The following is a 19,643-nucleotide window of genomic DNA, read 5'->3' on the forward strand; positions in this document are numbered from 1 at the left end:
ACCCATCGCCTGCCAACCCCGCAAGCCATGCTCCTCGCGGCTATCGGCGTTTTTCCACACTCAACGGGGACATAGCCTTTTTTTATGCCTGCGCACGCTATTGGTGCTGCGGTGCGACAATCGGCGCGCTCCGCGCCCGGGACTCAGCACCACCGGGCCTTTCCCCCGCAGGCTGGCGGCCTCGCCCGCCAGCCACGCACCACTTGCAGGCACCGCTTCATGGAATGGATTCTTGTCTCTCTCGCCTCGGCCCTGGCCGGTTTTGTCGATGCCATCGTGGGCGGAGGCGGCCTGATTCTGGTGCCGGCCATGTTTGCAGCCTTTCCCAGCACCACGCCCGCCACGCTGTTCGGCACCAACAAGAGCGCGGCCGTCTGGGGCACGGCGATTTCGGCCTGGCAGTACAGCAAGCGCGTGCAGATCACCTGGGCCACCCTGCTGCCCGCCATAGGCACCACGCTGGTGGGAGCTTTTCTCGGCGCCTGGGCCGTGACGCTGATCTCGCCGCATTTCCTGCGCCAGCTCCTGCCCTTCATCCTGCTGGGCGTGCTGCTCTACACCCTGGCCAAGAAGGAGCTGGGCCGCGACCATGCGCCGCGCCTGGCGGGCCGCGCCGAGATGCTCACGGCCAGCGCCATCGGTCTGCTCATAGGCTTTTATGACGGTTTCTTCGGCCCCGGCACCGGCAGCTTTTTCGTGTTCCTGTTCGTGCGCCTGCTGGGCTACGACTTCCTGAACGCCTCGGCCAGCGCCAAGCTGCTGAATCTGGCCTCGAATGCGGCGGCGCTGCTGCTGTTCTCACTGAAAGGCCATGTGTGGTGGCACTTCGCAATCCCGCTGGCCGTGGCCAATGTGCTGGGCAGCATGCTCGGCACCTGGCTGGCCCTGCGCCGCGGCACGGGCTTTGTGCGCACCATCTTCATCGGCGTGGTCGGCGTGCTGATCCTCAAGACCGGCTACGACGCCTTCCTCAAGTAATCAGGGCGCCTCGTCCGAGGCGTCCAGCGGCACGTCCTCGGCACGGCGCGGCGTGCCTATCGGGGCCGCGGCCTTACCCACGCGCATGGCGGCCATGTCGGCCTCGCTGGGATAGTTGCCCAGCAGCCAGTAATCGATGATGCGACGCGCCATGGGTGCGGCGGCCGCAGCGCCGAAACCCGCGTTCTCCACAATCACGCCGACGGCGATCTTCGGGTCCTCAGCCGGCGCATAGGCGATGTACAGCGAGTGGTCGCGCTGGTATTCGGCCAGGCGCGCCGCGTTGTACTTCTCCTTCTGGCCCACGGAAATGGCCTGGGCCGTGCCGGTCTTGCCACCGGACAGATAGCTGGCCCCGCCAAACACGCCGCGGCCGGTACCGCCGGTCACCACGGCCATCATGCCGCGCTTGACGGCGTCGATATTGCTCTGCTTGTAGCCCATGTTCACGGGGGCCGGCCGCTCTATGGCGGTGCGCGCGCCGGTCACGGCGTCGATCAGCTCCTTGCCCACATGCGGCGTGTGGTTCACGCCGTTGGCGACCAGCGTGGACAGCGCATGCGTGAGCTGCAGGATCGTGAAGTTGTTGTAGCCCTGGCCGATGCCCAGCGAGATCGTCTCGCCCGCATACCACTGCTGCTGCGCGGCGCGCTTGTAGGTGTTGCGCTTCCACTCCTTGCTGGGCAGCACGCCGCGCACCTCGCCGGGCAGGTCGATGCCCGTGAGCTGGCCGAAGCCCAGCGGCTTCATGAAGTCGTGAATCCCGTCCACGCCCATCTCGTTGGCCAGCGTGTAGAAGTAGACATTGCTCGAATGCTGGATGGCGCGCACCAGATCCACCGGCCCCAGGGCATGGCCCGAGCGGAAGGTATGGCCGCCGAAGGTCCAAGAGCCTCCGTCCTGGATGATGGTGCCTACCGTGCGCTTGCCGGTTTCCAGGCCCGCCAGCCCCATGAAGGGCTTGTAGGTCGAGCCCACGGGATAGGTGCCGCGCAGCGAGCGGTTCAGCAGCGGCCGGTCCAGGGACTCGTTGAGCGCCTTCCAGCTTTCCTGGTCTATGCCGTCCACGAACAGGTTCGGGTCATAGGTGGGCTTGCTGACCATGGCCAGCAGCTCGCCGTTGCGCGGATCCATGGCGACGGCCACGCCGCGGCGATTGCCGTAGAGATCCTCGATCATCTTCTGCAGCTTGATGTCTATGGACAGCTGCAGGCTGTTGCCCGGAGTCGCCGCGCGACTGCCCAGCTTGCGCACCGCATGGCCGCCGGCCGAGGTTTCCATTTCCTCCCAGCCGGTCTGACCGTGCAGCTGCTGCTCGTAGCTCTTTTCAACGCCCAGCTTGCCTATGACCTCGGTGCCGCGGTAATTGGCTGCATCGTCGGAGTCGTCGATCTCCTCTTTCTCCTTCTGGTTGATGCGGCCGATGTAACCGATGACGTGGCTGGCCGTCTCCTTGAGCGGATAGGTGCGGAACAGCCGCGCCTTGATATCCACACCGGGGAAGCGATAGCGCTGGGCCGCGAACTTGGCCACCTCCTCGTCCGTGAGGCGCGAGCGGATGGGAATCGACTCGAAGCTCTTGGAGTCGTCCATGAGCCGCTTGAACTTGCGCCGGTCGCGCGGCGTGATCTCCACGATCTCGGCCAGCCCGTCTATGGTCTGGTCCAGGTCTTCGACCTTGGAGCGCGTGATCTCCAGCGTATAGGCGGAGTAATTGCTGGCCAGCACCACGCCGTTGCGGTCCAGGATCTGGCCGCGGTTGGGCACGATGGGCACCACGGCCGTGCGATTGCTCTCGGCGCGCTCGGCCAGTTCCTCGTGGCGCTCCACCTGTAGCACCAGCAGACGCGACACCAGCAGGCAGAAGGCCAGGAACACCACCACACTCATGACCAGCGTGCGCAGCCGAAAGCGCTGCAGCTCGGCTTCGGTGTTGCGAATTTCCATCATGACTCAATACCCACGAGATTGGCGCGCCCCAAACGCGGGCAGCCGAGCAAGGGCCGTCCCGCAGCAAGGGCTGCGTCCCCTTCCCATAGCGCGCAGCGCGTAGAGAGAGGGGGAAGGCGCGAAGCGACTCAGGGGGTGCTGCATCACAACGGACGGTTTTCGTCGCTGTCGGGCGCACGGCGCTGGGGCGCCAGCAGCAGCACGCTGATGATGGGCCACAGCAGCGTCTCGATGACGGGCGCCAGCAGAAACCAGGGGCCGGGGAAGATGCCGCCCACGGCCACGCGCAGCAGCACCTGCAGGCCATGCGCGGCCGCAAACAGCGGCAGCATATGCAGGGCCTGCACGGGGCTGGAGAACCACAGCAGGCGCCGGCTCATCCAGCCCGTCACATAGACCAGCAGGGTATAGGCCAGCGCATGCTGGCCCAGCAGCGCCCCGCGGTCCACGTCCATGATCAGCCCCAGCATGAAAGCCAGGCCCATGCCCACGCGCTGGGGTTGGTTCAGGCTCCAGAAGGCCAGCAGCACGATCAGCCAGTCGGGCAGCCAGACGATGCGGCCCAGCGGCAGCATATTGATGACCAGCGCCAGCAGCAGCGTGATCGCGATGAACAGGGGATTGACCGGCAGCAACAGCTGCTGGCCGCGCGGCATGATCATGCGGGGTCCTTTGCTTGCGGGGCTGCCGGCTTGTCGTCGGCCTTCTCGGCCGCCGCTTTTTCCTTCCTGCTGCGCGCTTTGACGGTCTTGTCGGCCTTGGTGGCTTCGGCCTGGGCCGCCATACTCGCGGCCTCGGGGTGCTCGACGCGGTTCAGCGGCTGCAGCACCATCACATGGCTGACCCCCTGCACCCGGCCCACGGGCTCGCAATAGATGCGGCTAAAGGCCGAATCGGCCCGGCGGTCCACGGTCACCACCTTGGCCACGGGCAGGCCGGTCGGGTACAGCCCGTCTACGCCGCTGGTGGTCAGCAGATCGCCGACCTGCACATCGGCATTGCTGGGCATGAAGCGCAGCTCCAGCCCGCCGGCGCGCGCCGACGAGGCGTCGCCATAGGCCACGCTGCGGGCCCCGGTGCGCGGGTTGAAGACGGGAATCGCCTGGTCGCGGTCGATCAACAGCGTGACCTCGGCGCGCGTGGGATAGACGCGCGTGACCTGGCCAACCACCCCTCTCTCGTCGAGCACGGGCGAGCCCGGCGCGACCTTGTCCACCTGGCCCTTGTCGATCACCACGCGGCGGGTATAGGGATCGGGGCTGTCATAAACCACCTCTGCCACCTGGCCCGGAGTGGTGCTGCGCTCGCGCAGCGTCAGCATGGCGCGCAGATGTTCGTTTTCCTTGAGCAGCTCCTCGGCCAGCTCGGCGCGCTGAGCCATAACGACCAGCTCCTTGCGCGCCGCATCCTCGCGGGCCACGGCCTGCTGCTGCACCTCGGCATAGCGGCTGGCGTTCTGGTAGGCCAGCACGGGCTGGGCCACCACCCACTGCACGGGCGCCAGTGCCACGGACACGGCGGCGCGCACCGGCGCCGTGATCTTGAAACGCGCATCGGCCACCATCAAAAACAGCGCCAAGGCGCTGTAGAGGGCAAGCTGCGAGGTGCGCGAAGCCTGCTGCTTGAACAGCGAGGGCGCGCGGCGGTCCAGGGTTTCCAGTGTCATAGCCACCCCAGGTGCAGGGCCGTGTACGCACAGCCTCCCGTCGCGGGAAGCATGCCAAAGGAGAGCGCAGTTAGGCGTATCACGGACTCAAGCCCTGTTCAGTCAATAGCGGTGGCGGTACGCGCACTATGCCGCGTACCGCAAAACACCACGGTGCACAGCGATTAATCGCTGGTGAAGATGCTGCCCTGGCGGTCCATGGTCTCCAGCGCCATGCCGCAGCCGCGCACCACGCAGGTCAGCGGCTCTTCGGCCACCAGCACGGGCAGGCCGGTTTCCTCGGCCAGCAGGCGGTCCAGATCGCGCAGCAGCGCACCGCCGCCGGTCAGCATCATGCCGCGTTCGGCAATGTCGGCGCCCAGCTCGGGCGGCGTCTGCTCGAGCGCGTTCTTCACGGCCGAGACGATCTGGTTCAGCGGATCGGTCAGCGCTTCCAGCACTTCGTTGGAAGAGATGGTGAAGCTGCGCGGCACGCCTTCGGAGAGGTTGCGGCCCTTGACTTCCATTTCCTTGACTTCGGAGCCGGGGAAGGCGGAGCCGATCTGCTTCTTGATGGCTTCGGCCGTGGGCTCGCCGATCAGCATGCCGTAGTTGCGGCGGATGTAGCTGATGATGGCTTCGTCGAACTTGTCGCCGCCCACGCGGACCGAGCCCTTGTAGACCATGCCGCCCAGCGAGATCACGCCCACTTCGGTGGTGCCGCCGCCGATGTCGACGACCATGGAGCCCGAAGCTTCGGACACGGGCAGGCCCGCGCCGATGCCGGCGGCCATGGGCTCTTCGATCAGGTACACGGCCGTGGCGCCCGCGGCTTCGGCCGCGTCCTTGATGGCGCGGCGCTCGACCTGGGTGGAGCCGCAGGGCACGCAGATGATGATGCGCGGGCTGGGCGTGAGCACCGAGCGCGGATGCACCATCTTGATGAACTGCTTGATCATCTGCTCGGTGATCACGAAGTCGGCGATCACGCCGTCCTTCATGGGGCGGATGGCTTCGATGTTGCCGGGCACCTTGCCCAGCATGGCCTTGGCCTCGCGGCCCACGGCCTGGATCACCTTCTTGCCGTGGGGGCCGCCTTCGTGGCGAATCGCGACAACCGAGGGCTCATCGAGAACAATGCCCTTGTCTCGGGCGAAAATCAGGGTGTTGGCTGTGCCAAGGTCAATGGCTAGGTCGGTGGAGAAGTACCGACGGAAAGCTCCGAACATTCAAGGTCCTCTCAGGCACGGCTGGCGCATCGGCTGCCGTCGCCGGGGTGTAAGGTAATGGAGTCTGGGTGGGTGGGCTTTTTTTGCACAATGACCAGCCGGACGGAGGTCTTGCGGCAAAGCCGAGATAATACCGTATCCCCTGTGAATAACTTCTACTGTCAGGGTTAGAAACACTGCTTTACACGCGGCTGCCCTGTTTAATATTTTCTATGGCATTGAACGATCAAGATATTGCGCGTATCGCCAACCTGGCACGGCTTGAGCTGTCGCAAGACGAAAGTAAGCGCATGCTCGCGCAGCTAAACAACTTTTTCGGCATCGTCGAAAAAATGCAGGCTGTGGATACTTCAGGCGTCAGCCCTCTGTCACATCCCGTGGCGGCCATCCAGGACATCGCCTTACGGCTACGTGACGATTTGGTAAGCGAGCCCAATAACCGCGAAGCCAACATGCAAAACGCTCCGGCCGCCGACAAGGGCTACTTCCTCGTGCCCAAGGTCATCGAGTAAACGCGCAAGCCAAAGAACCATGAGCAACACCGAACTGCACAACCTCGGCGTGGCCGAGCTGGCCGCACAGCTGCGCGCCAAACAGGTTTCCGCCACCGAAGCCGCCCAGCACTTTCTGGCCCGCGCCAAGCAGCACCAGAACCTGGGCGCTTTCGTCGCCATCAATGAAGAAGCCACGCTGGCCCAGGCCAGGGCGGCCGATGCCCTGATCGCCGAAGGCCGGGGCGGCAAGCTGGCCGGCGTGCCCATCGCGCACAAGGACATCTTCGTCACCAAGGACTTTCCCACCACTGCCGCCAGCAAGATGCTGGAAGGCTACCAGTCGCCGTTTGACGCCACCGTGGTGCGCAAACTGGCCGATGCCGGCGTCGTGACCCTGGGCAAGCTCAACTGCGACGAATTCGCCATGGGCGGCGCCAACGAGAACTCGGCCGTCGCCCCCGTGGGCTTCGACACGGCCCAGCCCGTGCGCAACCCCTGGAACCACGAACGCGTGCCCGGCGGCTCCTCGGGCGGCTCGGCCGCTGCCGTGGCCGCGCGCCTGGCCCCGGCCGTGACCGGCACCGACACCGGCGGCTCCATCCGCCAACCCGCGAGCTTCTGCGGCATCACCGGCATCAAGCCCACCTACGGCCGCGCCAGCCGCTACGGCATGATCGCCTTCGCCTCCTCGCTGGACCAGGCCGGCCCCATGGGCCGCAGCGCCGAAGACTGCGCGCTGCTGCTGTCCGAGATGTGCGGCCCCGATCTGGACCGCGACTCCACCAGCCTGGATGTGCCCGCCGAGGATTTCAGCGCCAAGCTGGACGATTCGATCGAAGGCCTGCGCATCGGCATTCCCGCCGAGTTCTTCGGCGAAGGCCTGTCGGCCGATGTCCGCGCAGCCGTGGACGCCGCGCTCAAGGAATACGAGAAGCTGGGCGCCAAGCTGGTTCCCGTGAGCCTGCCGCGCACCGAGCTGTCCGTGCCCGTGTACTACATCCTGGCTCCGGCCGAGGCCTCGTCCAACCTCTCGCGCTTCGACGGCGTGAAGTTCGGCCACCGCGCCGCGAAGTACGAAGACCTCAACGACATGTACCGCAAGACCCGCGCCGAAGGCTTTGGCGACGAGGTCAAGCGCCGCATCATGATCGGTGCCTATGTGCTCAGCGAAGGCTATTACGACGCCTACTATCTGCAGGCGCAGAAGATCCGCCGCATGATTGCCGACGACTTCCAGGCCGCGTTCAAGGACTGCGACGTCATCGCCGGTGCGGCCGCGCCGACGACGGCCTGGGCCATAGGCGGCAAGGCCGACCCCGTGAGCAACTACCTGGCCGACATCTTCACCCTGCCCGCATCGCTGGCCGGCCTGCCCGGCCTCTCCCTGCCCGCCGGCTTCGGCGACGGCGGCATGCCCGTGGGCCTGCAGCTGATCGGCAACTACTTCGGCGAAGCCAGGCTGCTCAACGCGGCCCACCGCTTCCAGCAAGCCACCGACTTCCACCTGCGCACCCCCGCCGGTATTTAAATGGAACACCCCCTGAGTCGCTTCGCGCCTTCCCCCTCAAGGGGGACGACAGCCTCGCTGCGGGGCGGCCCTTGCTCGCTGTCCCTGGATCGGGCCGCGCCGGTTTCATGCGCGGTGCCATGGATACAGCCCACTTTTTGAAGCAAGAACATGACTGTGAAACTAATCAATGGCTACGAAGTCGTCATCGGCTTCGAAACCCACACCCAGCTGGCGACGAACAGCAAGATCTTTAGCCGCGCCAGCACCGCCTTCGGCGCAGAGCCCAACACCCAGGCCTGCGCCGTGGACCTGGCCCTGCCCGGCACGCTGCCGGTCATGAACAAAAAGGCCGTGGAATGCGCGATCAAGCTGGGCCTGTCGCTGGGCTCCACGATTGCGCCGCGCTCCATCTTCGCGCGCAAGAACTACTTCTACCCCGACCTGCCCAAGGGCTACCAGATCTCCCAGTTCGAGATCCCCGTGGTGCAAGGCGGTGAAGTCAGCTTCTACGTGGGCGACAAGCTCAAGACCGTGCGCCTGGTGCGCGCCCACCTCGAGGAAGACGCGGGCAAGTCCGTGCACGACGAATTCCCAGCCGAATCGGGCATCGACCTGAACCGCGCGGGCACGCCGCTGCTCGAGATCGTGACCGAGCCCGACATCCGCAGCACCGAGGAGGCCGTGGCCTACGCCAAGGAGCTGCACAAGATCGTCACCTGGATCGGCATCTGCGACGGCAATATGCAGGAAGGCAGCTTCCGCTGCGACGCCAACGTCTCCGTGCGCAAGCCCGGCCAGCCGCTGGGCACGCGCCGCGAGATCAAGAACCTGAACTCGTTCAGGAATATGCAGATCGCCATCGACTACGAAATCCTCTGGCAGATCGAGCAGATCGAGGACGGCCACAAGATCCAGCAGGCCACCGTGCTCTTCAACCCCGACACGGGCGAGACCCGCGCCATGCGCACCAAGGAAGACGCGGCCGATTACCGCTACTTCCCCGACCCCGACCTGCCGCCGCTGGTCGTGGCCCCCGAATGGGTGGAGCGCGTGAAGGCCGAAATGCCCGAACTGCCCCGCGCCATGGCCGCACGCTTTGTCGAGCAATACGGCCTGCCCGAATACGACGCCACCACCCTGACCCAGAGCCAGGCCATGGCCGCCTACTTTGAGGACGCGGCCAAGGCCTGCGGCCAGGCCAAGCTGGCGTCCAACTGGGTGATGGGAGAAATCTCGCGCCGCCTGAACCAGGAAGAAATCGGCATGGAGGCCGTCAAGGTGAGCAGCGCCCAGCTGGCCGCCATGATCGGCCGCATCTCCGACGGCACCATCTCCAACAACGCCGCCAAGCAGGTGTTCGAGGCGCTGTGGAGCGGCGAGGGCTCGGACGTGGACGCCGTCATCGAAGCCAAGGGCCTCAAGCAGATGAACGACACCGGCGCGCTGGAGGCCATCATCGACGAGGTGATCGCTGCCAACCCCGCGAATGTGGAGCAGTACAAGGCGGGCAAGGACAAGGCCTTCAACGCCCTGGTCGGCCAGGTCATGAAAGCCTCCAAGGGCAAGGCCAACCCCGGCCAGGTCAACGAACTGCTCAAGGCCAAGCTGGCCTAACTCTGTTACAAGCACGTCGTTACACGCACGTCGCCAAAGGCGTGCCTGTGAGCTCTGATAATGCGCAAGGCCGCAGGCAGCATATGCCTGCGGCCTTGTTATTTGTCGGTTCCCATGCCCTGCGCCGCCTGCTCAGGAAAGTTTCTGTGATCTTCTCGAACGCCTCCCTCATCGAATCCGAAAAAGAGCGCAACCTCTGCACCAAGTTCTTCGCCGGCTACTTCTTCAACGAATTCACGCCCGGCTACACCAAGCGCATCACACTCTTCAACCGCTACCTCCAGGAAGTCACGGGCCGCGAAGACCTGGCCCTGCACAGCCCCCATGTCTCGTTCGACACCCACGCCTATCTTTGCCACGAACGCCTGCGCAGCAAGCTGTCCGACGTCCTGATCTCCGACCCCGCGCGCCAGATCTTTCTATTCATCGAAACCAAATACCTGAGCAACTGGACCTATGCCGCCGATGTGGCCAAGGGCCTGGAGCGGCTGGACAAGGTCTTTGACGCCGAGAAAAAGCCCCACCTGGCCGATGCCCGCCAGCATTACTTTGTGCTGACCTCACGCCGCAAGGAAGAAGCCACGGGTCGCCCCGTGCAACACTACGCCCCGGTGAACGTGCCTATCTTTGTGCCCAGCCCTGCGCGCACCGCAGATGCGACCGAGGGCGACGTGGCAGAGCCTGCCAAGGCTGCTTTCACCAGCTTGCTGTACTGGGAAGATCTGGCGCAGATGTGCGATCGCTCGGAAGTGCGGCAGTACATGGAGGCGCGGTTGAAGCTGTGTGTGAGCAGCAGTCGGAATCAGCATAGGTCGGGGTATTTTTTGCCGACCGCCTAAACGTCAAGCAAGCCATTAGGTATGCGTCCAAGACAAAACCTCATCTGTCTCTAGCCCAGCGGCATCAAGCGTAAGTCGCTATCAAAGCAGCGATTGCTTTGTCGCTCACGACAGAGGCCGGGTCTCGCCCCGGCAGGCGAGGTACTTTCTTTTGCTTCGCCAAAAGATAAGTACCCAAAGAAAAGGCGACCCTACCGTCCGCGTCCCTGCGCTTCGCTCCGGGCAAACCTGCGTCACGCAATTCAGGCTGCGGTGCGGCAGCTGCGCGCGCCGCTCAAACACGTTGCCGCAAATTGGATGACGCAGTATTGGCACTCTTCGGTGCCAATACCCGCAGTCTGAACCGCGTGCCGCAGGCGCAGCCAAACGGGGAGAACAGATTCGGATGACCTGCACGAAATCAGGCTCTAGCGCCTATCCAGATTGCGGCAACAGCTATCAAAAACACGCAGAAGCTATCCCGCACCCGGTATCGCCCCTTGTGCCCACGCCTGCGACGGCAGCCTCTTGGGGCGCGCGGCTGCACCGCAGAGTGCAGCCGCATCGTGCTCTGACTTGCGGCAACGTGTCTGAACGAAGCGCATCAGCGCGCAGTGAGTTTTGCCGCACAGCCACAGGAGGTTGACGGCGCAGGTTGCCCCACAGCGCAGCGAAGGGGTCGTGGGCAGCAGGGGCTGTGTTCTTTGCTTACTTTCTTGCACAAGCAAGAAAGTAAGTCGGCAAGGCGGGCCGAGACCCGCCCTCTGCTCAAAAATCAGGCATGCGGCGGTACAAGCCCATCAAAAACCCGGCCCGGCTCGCAGCAAAAACAGAAGCACAAGCAGAATCAGCCTCAAGCCAAGACACATCAAGCGCCGCCAGCTATCAATTTCACAGCCTCTTTTACATAAAGCTGCGTCAAAGACTACACAGCAGTCACACAAAACTGCGCACAATCCAGCGCACTCCCGCATCACTTGCCCGTCCGTTCATGTTCTCCAAGCTGCTCAAGCCCCTGCTCTGGCTGCTCGCCCTGTGTGTGGCGATCTATGTCTGCATCTGCAGCTATATGTTTGCGCAGCAGCGCCAGATGATTTTTCAGGGCGGCAGCACGCGGGTGGAGGCCGAGAGCACGAACTTCTCGCTGCAGCGCGCCGATGTGCTGCTGCGCGGCTGGCAGCTGCATCCCAAGGACGGCCAGGCCGGCAGCGCGGTGATCTACTTTGGCGGCAATGCCGAGAATATCGAGCGCCGCCTGCCCCAGCTCGCGCACAACCTGCCGCATAGCGATATCTATACGCTGGCCTACCGCGGCTATGGCGCCAGCGAGGGCGAGCCCACGCAGGAGCTACTGGAGCTCGATGCCGCGGCCCTGTTCGACGAGGTCAAGCGGCTGCACCCGCAGCAGCCCATCACCGTCATCGGCCGCAGCCTGGGCACAGGCGTGGCATCGGCCGTGGCCGATCTGCGCCGCCCCGACAGGCTGGTGCTGGTCACGCCCTTCGACAGCATGCTGAACACGGTGCGCGGCATGTATGGCTGGCTGCCCGTGGAACTGCTGCTGCGCGACCCCTTCGACTCCGCCGCGCATCTGCAGCATTACGGCGGCCCGATTCTGGTGCTGCGCGCGGGCCAGGATCAGGTGGTGGAGCCGGCGCGCACCGATGCCCTGCTGCAGCGCCTCAAGGGCAAGGCCGTGCAGGTGCTGGCCTTCGACCAGGCCGGCCACTCCAACATCCTGCGCAGTCCCGGCCTGTGGCAGGCCATTGAGCGCTTCGTGGACGGGGCTCCGGTCCAGGCATTGCCGCAAGGCCTCTGAGCTTCGCCCTGCAAGGCCAAAGCCGCAGCGGCTCGGGCCGGCTGTGTCTTTTTGCACTGTAGCGCTGGTTCGACAAGCGCTTTCAGCTATCAAAACCAGAGTTTCTCAACCATCAGGGCTTGAGCACGCGCCGGTAGAAGAACACGCACAGGCCCGCAAAATACGCGAGGCCCAGCCACATGGCGGGCGCGAAGCCCTCGCCCACGACGGCCAGCGGCGCATCCTTGCCGCTGAAGCCTATCAGCGCGGCGATGATCAGGCCCATCAGGCTTTCGCCCACGATCAGGCCCGAGGCCAGCAGCAGCCCGCGCTCCTCGGCGGCCGCCCCCCAGGGCTGGCCGCCGCGTTCGGCATGGGCCTTGACGGCCCTGTGGATCAGCCAGCCCAGCAAGGCGCCTAGAGTCAGCGTCAGGCCTATGGTGGGCGGCAGATAGATGCCCAGGCCCACGGCCAGCGGCGGCAGCGCGCCCCGGCCGCTCTTGCGCAGCAGCACATCGGCCACGATGACGACCAGGCCCGTGGCCACGCCCAGGCCCAGGCCCAGGCCCAGCATGCTCCAGTCCAGCGAGCCCTCGAAGATGCCCGAGGCGATCTTGAGCATCAGCGTGGCCTGGGGCGCGGCCAGCGCCTGGTTCGGGTCCATGCCGGCGCGCGGCAGACTGCCCGCAAAGCCGTAGGCGTTGTAGAGCAGATCCAGCACGGGCGGAATCACGGCCGTGCAGATCAGCGCCGTCTGCCAGAACGGAAAGCCCGTCCACAGGCCCAGCATCAGCAGCGCCGGCAGCACGAAGATCACCGAAGACAAGGTGCCGGCCGCCGAGGCCTGGGTCTGCACCAGATTGTTTTCGAGGAGGTTGGAGTCCTTGAAGCGGTAGAGCAGCGCCATGGAGATCACGGCCGCCGGTATGGCCGAGGCAAAGGTCAGCCCCACCTTGAGCCCCAGATACACATTGGCCGCGGTAAAGGCCAGGGTGATGAGCGCACCCAGCATGACGCCGCGCAAGCTGAACTCTCTCATAGCGGTAGTTGTTTTCATGATGGACTTGAAGAGCTGCAACCGGCATCAGCCTAGCACCGCCTGCGGCGCCCCGCATGCCCCACGGAGCGCGGGCAGGCCCGGTCCTACAAAGCGCCCGTATCATGCGCGCATGGCCGAACTGACCTACCAGCTCACCGAAGCGCAATTCGTGGATGCGCAGCGCCTGCACGCCTCGCTCAAGCCCTGGTGGGCCAGGCTGCTGCTGTATTTCGTCAGCTTGGCGGGGCTGGCGCTGCTGGGGCTGGGCCTGTACTACGGCAACCACTGGCTGGCCCTGGGCGGGCTGGTCTACGCCCTGCTGCCCCTCGGCAGCTTCCGGCTGATCACCCAGCCCATGGCGCGGCGCAGCTACCGGCGCTCGCCCTCGCTGCGCGAGCAAAACACCGTGGCGCTGCGCGACGGACAGCTGCAGCTGCGTTCGGCGCGCGGCGGCGGCAGCCTGCCCTGGGAGCACATCATCCAGTGGGCCGAGGACGAGCGCAGCCTGCTGCTCTATCTGCAGCCGCGACTGTTTCTGGCTCTACCCAAGGCCGCCGACACGCAGCCCGGCCTGATCGCGCCGCTGCGCGAGCTGCTGCTGGCCAATGTGGGCGCACCGCGCAGCTAGGCCGGGACTAGGCCTTGCGCCATGAAAAAAGGAGACCTGGGTCTCCTTTTTTCATGGCTGCGGTAAGCGTTAGAACAGCACGCGGCAGCGTATGGTGCCCGGAATCTGAGCCAGCTTGGCCAGCGCCAGCGCCGAGGACTGGGCGTCGATGTCGATCACCACATAGCCGACCTTCTCGTCGGTGCGCAGGTACTGGCCCGCGATATTGATGCCGTTGTCGGCAAACACCTGGTTGATGGCCGAGAGAATGCCGGGGCGGTTCTCGTGCACATGCAGGATGCGGTTGTTGCCCGGGTGCTCGGGCAGCGCGACCTCGGGGAAGTTGACGGCCGAGGTGGTCGTGCCGTTGTCGCTGTACTTGACCAGCTTTTCCGCGACTTCCAGGCCGATATTGGCCTGGGCCTCCATGGTCGAGCCGCCGATATGCGGCGTCAGGATCACATTGTCCATGCCGCGCAGCGGCGACTGGAACTCGTCCTTGTTGCTCTTGGGCTCCTTGGGGAAGACGTCGATGGCCGCGCCCAGCAGCGTACCGGCCTTGAGCGCCGCGGCCAGGGCCTCGATGTCCACCACCGTGCCGCGCGAGGCATTGATGAGGATGCTGCCGGGCTTCATGGCCGCGATCTGCGCGGCGCCCAGCATGCCGTGGGTGGAGGCCAGCTCGGGCACATGCAGGGTCACGATATCGGCCTGGCCCAGCAGCTCGCTCAGGCTCGCGGCCTGGCGCGCATTGCCCAGCGGCAGCTTGGTCACCACGTCGTGGAAGACGACCTTCATGCCCAGGCTCTCGGCCAGCACCGACAGCTGGGTGCCTATGGAGCCGTAGCCGACGATGCCCAGGGTCTTGCCGCGGATCTCGAAGGAGTTCTCGGCGCTCTTCTTCCAGCCGCCGCGGTGCGCCACGGCGCTTTTTTCGGGGATGCCGCGCAGCAGCAGAATGGCCTCGCCCAGCACCAGTTCGGCCACCGAGCGGGTATTGGAATAGGGCGCGTTGAACACCACCACGCCGCGCTCGCGCGCCGCGTTCAGGTTCACCTGATTGGTGCCTATGCAGAAGCAGCCCACGGCCACCAGCTTCTGCGCGGCCGCAAACACCTCGGCCGTGAGCTGGGTGCGCGAGCGTATGCCCACAAAGTGCACGTCGGCGATCTTGCGCTTGAGCTCCTCGCCCTCGAGCGCGCCGCTCAAGGCTTCCACATTGGTATAACCCGCATCATTGAGCACCTTGAGTGCGGAGGGGTGGATGCCTTCGAGCAGCAGAAACTTGATCTTCGATTTGTCCAGCGATGTCTTGGCCATAAGCGGGCCCTCCGATCCGTGAAAACCCCATTACAGCGGATTGGATAATTCGGCACAGCTTCTGGGTGCAATTCATGGATATTTGTTGCATTTGTGCCGCGGCGCAGTGTTTTTATATGGCCATCCCCGCGCCAGAGGTCAAGCTCGCACGGGGAGCAAGTGCCAACACCGGCGCCCGCCCACTTGTAACAGACTGAGACAAACGCTTTCGCTTCCTAGAATCCCTGGCACCCGAATGCTTCAAATTTAATAGCTTGAAGCCTTTTATCGACAAGTTTTCAAAAAGGATTTGCCGCATATGCTGAACCTGTTGCGCCGCGTGGAAGACACGCTGGTACAGATCGTGCGAGTGGTGCTGCTCGCGTTCTCCGTCTTTGTGCTGATTGGCATGGGCCTGTGGATCTGGGACCACTACAAGAGCAAGAAGCCCGATGCCGCGCTGGCCGCGCCCGTGGCGCTGAACTGGAAGGACGCGCCCTACGACCTCAAGTACATGGAGGAGGAGACCGGCCGCGACCTCAGCAGCATCAACCCCCAGATCCCCCTGGAAAAGCGCCTGGCCGACCCGGCGCTGCGCTCCAGCTTCCAGAAGGCCGACGGCCTGCTGCGCGGCCTGATCTACAAGGACCCCGCGGCACGCAAGCGCATCGAGAAGGAAAACAGCGGCCAGGGCCTGGACCCGATTCACCCGCTGCTCAAGGGGGATGCCGCGCCTTCCGACGATGAGGTCAACCGCCAGATCAAGATGCGCGAAGCGCGCGAGAACTCCTGCTGCGACAAGGAGGCCGCCGACGCCGCGGCCGCGGCCGCCGATGCGGCCTGGAGCGCGCGCCGCATTGCGCTGAACCGCGAGGACCGCGCCGCAGCGGCGGCTGTCAGCGCTGCCGTGGCTGCCGCCGCCGAAGCCGAAGCCTCCGACGAGGACGTACCGCTCAGCGATCCCGTGAACCTGGCCGCCGAAATCCACAGCCGCGCCCAGGCCGCCGAGCAGGAGCATGGCGAGGGCTCGTACGCCGCCTATGTGAAGGGCCTGCCCGCGGCCCTGGAGAAGGTGCTGGCCAACGAGAAGCTGACCGCCAAGCTGCAGCTGCAGCCCGCGCAGCAGATCGTGAACATTCTGCTGACCAACTACACCCTGTCCTTCGATCGCACGGCCCAGATGCTGCGCGGCGAGAACCCCGACGAGGACAAGTGGAAGTTCCTGGGCGTGGACACGGCTTTCGCCACCATGCTGATCTCCTGCCTGGTGATGGTGGTCATGGTGCTGGTGCTGATCCGCATGGAGCGCCATATGCGCACCATGAGCCAGAACTCCACCCCCAAGTCCTGATACCGAGGCTCCGAGCAGAAAGCCGGAGCTTGAGCTATGGTTTCGGGCCCGGCCCTCCTGTGAGGCCGGGCCTTTTTGTTTTCCGGATTTCACGATGAGCACCACCCGCACCACCGCCACCCCCATCCACTCCCAGTTCCTGGAGCGCATGTCGCCACGCGCCTTCGTTCCCGAGGCGCTGAGCACGGCCCAGCTGGAGCAGCTGGTGGACGCCGCCCGCTGGGCTCCCTCGGCCAGCAACAAGCAGCCCTGGCACTTTGCCTATGCGCTGCGCGGCGACGCCCACTGGCAGGCTTTCTCCCAGATCCCCAACGAGGCCAACCGCCGCTGGTGCCTGAACGCCGGCGCGCTCATCGTGCTGCTGTCCAACCAGGAGAGTTCTCCGGCCAAGCACAGCTTCGACGCGGGCTGCGCCTGGGGCTATCTGGCGCTGGAAGCCCATGCCATGGGCCTGGCCACCCACGCCATGGGCGGCTTCTCGGCCGACGAGGCGCGCCGGGTGCTGAACCTGCCCGCCCATCTGCTGCCCGAGTGCGTGATCGCCGTGGGCCGCCGTGCCGACGCGGCCACCCTGCCCGAGGACCTGCGCGCGCGCGAAATCCCGTCGCTGCGCAAGCCGCTGAACGAGGTGCTGAGCGCCGGCGCCGTGCCCAGCGCCGCCTAAGCACTCGCGCAAAATCCAAAGCCCCGGCCCCATTGTGCCCAGCGGCTTTGGATAAAAATGGCAGGCAAACCAAGACTACAAGGCGCAGCCAGCTATCAAATTTGCTAGCTCCTCTGCGCCAGACCACACCATGTCCGTGATGCAAACGCTGAGGCAGCGCCTGGGGCCTGTCACCACCCGTCCTTCTTGGCGCGAGCTGCTGCGCTCGGGCATAGGTGCCGGCCTGGGCCTGGCGCTGGCCGGCATGCTGGTGGGGCTGGTGGACACTTTTTTCCCGCGCACGCTGTTTCTGTTCGCGCCGCTGGGCGCCACGGCCGTGCTGGTGTTTGCCGTACCCAGCAGCCCGCTGGCCCAGCCCTGGAACTGCGTGGTCGGCAACACGGTCTCGGCGCTGTACACGCTGCTGCTGCTCTGGGCCTTTCCCTCGCTGTCGCAGACTGGGCTGGCCGCGCTGGCCGTGGCCGGGGCCATCGCCCTGATGCTGCTGCTGCGCGCGCTGCACCCGCCCGGAGGTGCCGTGGCCCTGCTGACGGTGCTGGCCGCGGCGCAGATGGTGCCGCTGGGCTGGCATCTGCTGATTCCCATGGCCGTCATGTCGGGCGTGCTGGCCGCCGTGGGCGTGCTCTACCACCGCGCCTGCGGCCGGCCCTATCTGCACCAGCCGCCGCCGGCAGCCGTGCGGCGCCAGGCTTCAGGCCTGGCACTGAGCGAGCAGGATCTGCAGCAGCTGCTGCAGCGCTTTGACCAGTCCTACAACCTGACGCCCGACGACCTCGGCGAGCTGCTGGCCGCGGCCGAGGAGCAGGCCATCAAGCGCCGCCTGGCGGCCGTGAGCTGCGGCGAGGTCATGTCCGCCCGGCTGCTGACCGTGAGCCCGCAAACCCCGCTGGAAGAGGTGGCCGACCTGTTTCACCGGCATCTGGTCAAAAGCCTGCCCGTGGTGGACGAACAGCAGCAGCTGATAGGCCGCGTTCTGCGCGCCGACCTGTTCGACTGGCTCTGGCAGGGCCACCGCGCCAGCCAGCAGCAAAGCCTGTGGCAGCGGCTGCGCAAACCCGGCCACAAGTCCGGGCCCGTGGCGCGCAGCCTGATGCGCGAGCCCGAGCTCTGCGTGCAGGAGTCCACGCCCATGGGCGATCTGCTGCACGAGCTGGCCTCCCACACCGTGCAGTTCATCGCCGTGCTGCGCGGCAACACGCTGGTGGGCGTGATCACGCGCTCGGATGTGATCCGCACCCTGCTGTCGCTCAACCGCTAGGCCCGCCCCGAGCGCACCCTCTTGCGGCGTCGCGGCCGCGGACTACACTGTCTGCAATGCGTCGCCTCAAAGGAGTTGCCATGGACAGCGTGCTCACCCCAAATCTCGACAAGCTGCGCAACATCGTGCAGAGCTTCGGCCCCCATTCCTTCACCGCTGCCCAGGTCGCCACGGAGTACGAGGGCAGCGCAGCCAGCAGCGACACCGCCAGGACTTTCGACGAACTGCTGGCCCACCATGCGGCCGTGCTCGGCATCCAGGCCGTGCCCGGCGGCCATGCGCTCTGGCAAGCCGCCTGAGGCCGCCATCCCATGTGCCCGCCCGCTAAGGCGGGCATTTTTTTGAGCCTTTGCTATCTGCGCTAAAGTGCCGCGCCATGTCGTCGCTGATTCCTCTTTCGCTCTGGCTGCCGCTGTCCATCGCGGCCTGCGCGCTGCTGGTGCTGGCCGCCGTGGGCTGGCTGTGGCGCGGCGCGCTGCGCATTCCCGCGGCCAGCCGCGACGGCCGCAATATGCGCGTCATGGCGGCGCTGGCCAGCCTGGGCCTGCTGCTGTGGCTGGGCTACGGCCTGTTCAAGGGCTATGCGGCGCTATGGCAGGCCAATGCGCTGCGGCTGCTGGCCCAGGGCCCACTGCTGCTGCAAACGCCGCTGATCGTGGGCGGGCTGGCCTGGGCCTGCACCCTGCTGCTGGGCCGGCTCATGGCCATGCACAATCCGTGATCAGTGCGACTCGCGCGGCTGGGCCTGGGCGGCCCAGAGCTTGCGCAGCTGCTGCAGCTCCGCATCGAAGCGCTGGTTGATGCGCTGCTTTTCCTCATCCTGCTGGCGGATGAAGCGCTGCTGCTCTTCCTGGGACTCGGTGTTGTCCTTGAGCTGGCGGCGCAGATTGGCCGGAGCCTTCGCGGCATCGTTCTGATAGAACTCCAGCTCGGTGTCGAGTTTCCGGCGCCGCTCCCTGAGCTCGGTCTGCCGCTGCTGGGCCACGGCGACCACGTCATTGGCCTGGGCCAGAGCCTCGCTGCGGGCCGCATCGTGCACGCCCTGATTGGGATAGCGCAGCAGCATGGCGCGATCGCGCGAGCGCTCCTCGCGCAGCCGCGCCTGTTCGGCCTGGTTTTCACGGCGCCGGGCTTCCTGAGTGCCGCGCTCCTGCTCGGTCAGCGTGGGGCCCACACGGCGCAGCTCCACGCCGGTCTTGCCCAGCACGCGCTGCTCGCGGTCCACGCAGTCGGCAATCGGGCGGTCGGCCGTGATGCGCCGCCCCTTGGCGTCGGTGCAGGCATAGATGCCACCGGTATTGGCCTGAGCCTGGGCGAGTGCGACCCCGGCCCAGAAGATGGCTCCCACGGACAAACCCAGTTTTGCATGCCATGCCTGCTTCATGCGTG

General features: G+C 65.6%; 19 protein-coding genes. 12 read left to right on the forward strand and 7 right to left on the reverse strand.

Annotated elements, in window-relative coordinates; genetic code table 11:
• Positions 1 to 219 precede the first annotated feature (219 nt).
• Positions 220 to 978 (forward strand): sulfite exporter TauE/SafE family protein, encoded by a 759-nt coding sequence (locus AB6724_RS07715; protein WP_369337931.1) that lies wholly within the window; start codon positions 220 to 222, stop codon positions 976 to 978.
• On the opposite strand, the gene mrdA is transcribed toward AB6724_RS07715, so the two are convergent.
• The 4 genes from mrdA to AB6724_RS07735 all read right to left on the reverse strand — a co-directional run bounded on the left by mrdA (position 979) and on the right by AB6724_RS07735 (position 5,802).
• Entirely contained in the window at positions 979 to 2,928 is a 1,950-nt protein-coding gene (gene mrdA, locus AB6724_RS07720; protein WP_369337932.1) for a penicillin-binding protein 2, read from the reverse strand.
• Positions 2,929 to 3,071: 143 nt separating this feature from the next.
• Positions 3,072 to 3,590, reverse strand: coding sequence for a rod shape-determining protein MreD (gene mreD / locus AB6724_RS07725; RefSeq protein WP_369337933.1), 519 nt, complete (start codon positions 3,588 to 3,590; stop codon positions 3,072 to 3,074).
• Positions 3,587 to 4,594 (reverse strand): rod shape-determining protein MreC, encoded by a 1,008-nt coding sequence (gene mreC, locus AB6724_RS07730; protein ID WP_369337934.1) that lies wholly within the window; start codon positions 4,592 to 4,594, stop codon positions 3,587 to 3,589. The genes mreD and mreC overlap by 4 nt, the downstream gene beginning before the upstream one ends.
• Before the next feature lie 164 nt (positions 4,595 to 4,758).
• Positions 4,759 to 5,802 carry a rod shape-determining protein gene (locus AB6724_RS07735; RefSeq protein ID WP_283486930.1) on the reverse strand — a complete coding sequence of 348 codons (1,044 nt, stop codon included), beginning with the start codon at positions 5,800 to 5,802 and terminating at the stop codon, positions 4,759 to 4,761.
• A 212-nt stretch (positions 5,803 to 6,014) separates the two neighbouring features.
• Between AB6724_RS07735 and gatC the strand changes: the two genes are divergently transcribed.
• The 5 genes from gatC (at position 6,015) to AB6724_RS07760 (ending at position 12,057) form a co-directional block, all read left to right on the forward strand.
• The gene (gatC, locus tag AB6724_RS07740) at positions 6,015 to 6,314 is read left to right on the forward strand and encodes an Asp-tRNA(Asn)/Glu-tRNA(Gln) amidotransferase subunit GatC (RefSeq protein WP_369337935.1); all 300 of its coding nucleotides are present in this window, start codon (positions 6,015 to 6,017) and stop codon (positions 6,312 to 6,314) included.
• A 19-nt stretch (positions 6,315 to 6,333) separates the two neighbouring features.
• On the forward strand, positions 6,334 to 7,824 hold the full coding sequence (gatA, locus tag AB6724_RS07745) for an Asp-tRNA(Asn)/Glu-tRNA(Gln) amidotransferase subunit GatA (RefSeq protein ID WP_369337936.1): 1,491 nt from the start codon (positions 6,334 to 6,336) through the stop codon (positions 7,822 to 7,824).
• 150 nt (positions 7,825 to 7,974) lie between these two features.
• Positions 7,975 to 9,420, forward strand: coding sequence for an Asp-tRNA(Asn)/Glu-tRNA(Gln) amidotransferase subunit GatB (gene gatB / locus AB6724_RS07750; protein WP_369337937.1), 1,446 nt, complete (start codon positions 7,975 to 7,977; stop codon positions 9,418 to 9,420).
• A 146-nt stretch (positions 9,421 to 9,566) separates the two neighbouring features.
• On the forward strand, positions 9,567 to 10,259 hold the full coding sequence (locus tag AB6724_RS07755; protein WP_369337938.1) for an excinuclease ABC subunit A: 693 nt from the start codon (positions 9,567 to 9,569) through the stop codon (positions 10,257 to 10,259).
• A gap of 970 nt (positions 10,260 to 11,229) precedes the next feature.
• On the forward strand, positions 11,230 to 12,057 hold the full coding sequence (locus tag AB6724_RS07760) for an alpha/beta hydrolase (RefSeq protein WP_369337939.1): 828 nt from the start codon (positions 11,230 to 11,232) through the stop codon (positions 12,055 to 12,057).
• A 112-nt stretch (positions 12,058 to 12,169) separates the two neighbouring features.
• On the opposite strand, the gene AB6724_RS07765 is transcribed toward AB6724_RS07760, so the two are convergent.
• Entirely contained in the window at positions 12,170 to 13,075 is a 906-nt protein-coding gene (locus tag AB6724_RS07765; protein ID WP_369337940.1) for an OPT/YSL family transporter, read from the reverse strand.
• Positions 13,076 to 13,205: 130 nt separating this feature from the next.
• On the opposite strand from AB6724_RS07765, the gene AB6724_RS07770 reads away from it, so the two are divergent.
• Positions 13,206 to 13,703 carry a YcxB family protein gene (locus AB6724_RS07770; protein ID WP_369337941.1) on the forward strand — a complete coding sequence of 166 codons (498 nt, stop codon included), beginning with the start codon at positions 13,206 to 13,208 and terminating at the stop codon, positions 13,701 to 13,703.
• A gap of 69 nt (positions 13,704 to 13,772) precedes the next feature.
• Here AB6724_RS07770 and serA read toward each other — a convergent pair whose 3' ends face one another.
• Positions 13,773 to 15,002, reverse strand: coding sequence for a phosphoglycerate dehydrogenase (serA, locus tag AB6724_RS07775; RefSeq protein WP_369337942.1), 1,230 nt, complete (start codon positions 15,000 to 15,002; stop codon positions 13,773 to 13,775).
• A 298-nt stretch (positions 15,003 to 15,300) separates the two neighbouring features.
• Between serA and AB6724_RS07780 the strand changes: the two genes are divergently transcribed.
• The 5 genes from AB6724_RS07780 to AB6724_RS07800 all read left to right on the forward strand — a co-directional run bounded on the left by AB6724_RS07780 (position 15,301) and on the right by AB6724_RS07800 (position 18,975).
• The gene (locus AB6724_RS07780; RefSeq protein ID WP_369337943.1) at positions 15,301 to 16,332 is read left to right on the forward strand and encodes a hypothetical protein; all 1,032 of its coding nucleotides are present in this window, start codon (positions 15,301 to 15,303) and stop codon (positions 16,330 to 16,332) included.
• A gap of 94 nt (positions 16,333 to 16,426) precedes the next feature.
• Complete coding sequence (locus AB6724_RS07785; protein ID WP_369337944.1) at positions 16,427 to 16,996, forward strand: nitroreductase family protein; 570 nt, start codon at positions 16,427 to 16,429, stop codon at positions 16,994 to 16,996.
• Between the two features lie 130 nt (positions 16,997 to 17,126).
• The gene (locus AB6724_RS07790; protein WP_369337945.1) at positions 17,127 to 18,254 is read left to right on the forward strand and encodes an HPP family protein; all 1,128 of its coding nucleotides are present in this window, start codon (positions 17,127 to 17,129) and stop codon (positions 18,252 to 18,254) included.
• Between the two features lie 80 nt (positions 18,255 to 18,334).
• Positions 18,335 to 18,553, forward strand: a complete 219-nt coding sequence (locus tag AB6724_RS07795) for a hypothetical protein (RefSeq protein ID WP_369337946.1) — start codon at positions 18,335 to 18,337, stop codon at positions 18,551 to 18,553.
• A gap of 77 nt (positions 18,554 to 18,630) precedes the next feature.
• Positions 18,631 to 18,975 carry a hypothetical protein gene (locus AB6724_RS07800; RefSeq protein WP_369337947.1) on the forward strand — a complete coding sequence of 115 codons (345 nt, stop codon included), beginning with the start codon at positions 18,631 to 18,633 and terminating at the stop codon, positions 18,973 to 18,975.
• Here AB6724_RS07800 and AB6724_RS07805 read toward each other — a convergent pair whose 3' ends face one another.
• Positions 18,976 to 19,638, reverse strand: coding sequence for a DUF4124 domain-containing protein (locus AB6724_RS07805; protein WP_369337948.1), 663 nt, complete (start codon positions 19,636 to 19,638; stop codon positions 18,976 to 18,978).
• Between the last annotated feature and the right edge of the window lie 5 nt (positions 19,639 to 19,643).

The organism is Comamonas guangdongensis (assembly GCF_041079535.1).
Lineage (GTDB): Bacteria > Pseudomonadota > Gammaproteobacteria > Burkholderiales > Burkholderiaceae_C > Comamonas > Comamonas guangdongensis.